The 668-nt window shown below is 79.6% G+C and carries 1 protein-coding gene; it reads right to left on the reverse strand.

Annotated features, from left to right (window positions below):
• Positions 1 to 668 (reverse strand): SAV_2336 N-terminal domain-related protein (locus MTQ10_RS30915; protein ID WP_282612773.1); only part of this gene is annotated, 668 nt, incomplete at both ends.

Raw genomic sequence — 668 nt, forward strand, 5'->3', positions numbered from 1 at the left:
GAGGGGGCCGCCGCGGCCGGGGAGGCGAGCACGCCGGGGGTGGCGGGCAGGGCCGTGCCGGGCCACAGGTGCTCGGGCAGCGGCTGTACGACGGCCACCGGCATACGCGCCGACCAGCGGCGCAGGGTGCGGTACCAGCGTTCGCCGGGCGGGCCGGGCCGCCACTGCGGGCCCGCGCAGTCGCTGACGATCAGGGTGGCGGTGCGGCCGTCGCCGGGGTCGGGCACATGCCGGACACGGCCGTCGGGACCGGCCGGGTGCAGGGTGACCGTGCGGAACAGGCCCGACTGGGCGAGCAGGGCGTGCAGTTCTCGTACGAGGGGACGCCACACCGGCATGGTGGGGCCGGTGTCGTGCACCAGGTTCAGCCGCAGCCAGCGGTCGGGCGCCGGGCGCAGCACCGGCACCCAGGTGTCGGGGGCGGCGCCGAGACGGGCGATGCGTTCGACGGTGGCCCGCTCGTCCAGTACGCGGGCGCGGGGCGACGGCACCCGGCGGCCCAGCGGGCGCAGGGCGCGCTGAAGGGCGAGCGGGTGGTGCAGCATCGGCGGCGCGGGCGCCAGCAGACGCCGTCCGACGCCGTCCGGCCCGTCCGGCATGCGGGGCGCGGGCAGCCGCAGGGGGATCCGGTCGCCGGGGGCGGTGGCCCGCGCGGCCGGATCCCCCTG

This window comes from Streptomyces sp. XM83C, from assembly GCF_023072675.1.
GTDB lineage: Bacteria > Actinomycetota > Actinomycetes > Streptomycetales > Streptomycetaceae > Streptomyces > Streptomyces thermocoprophilus.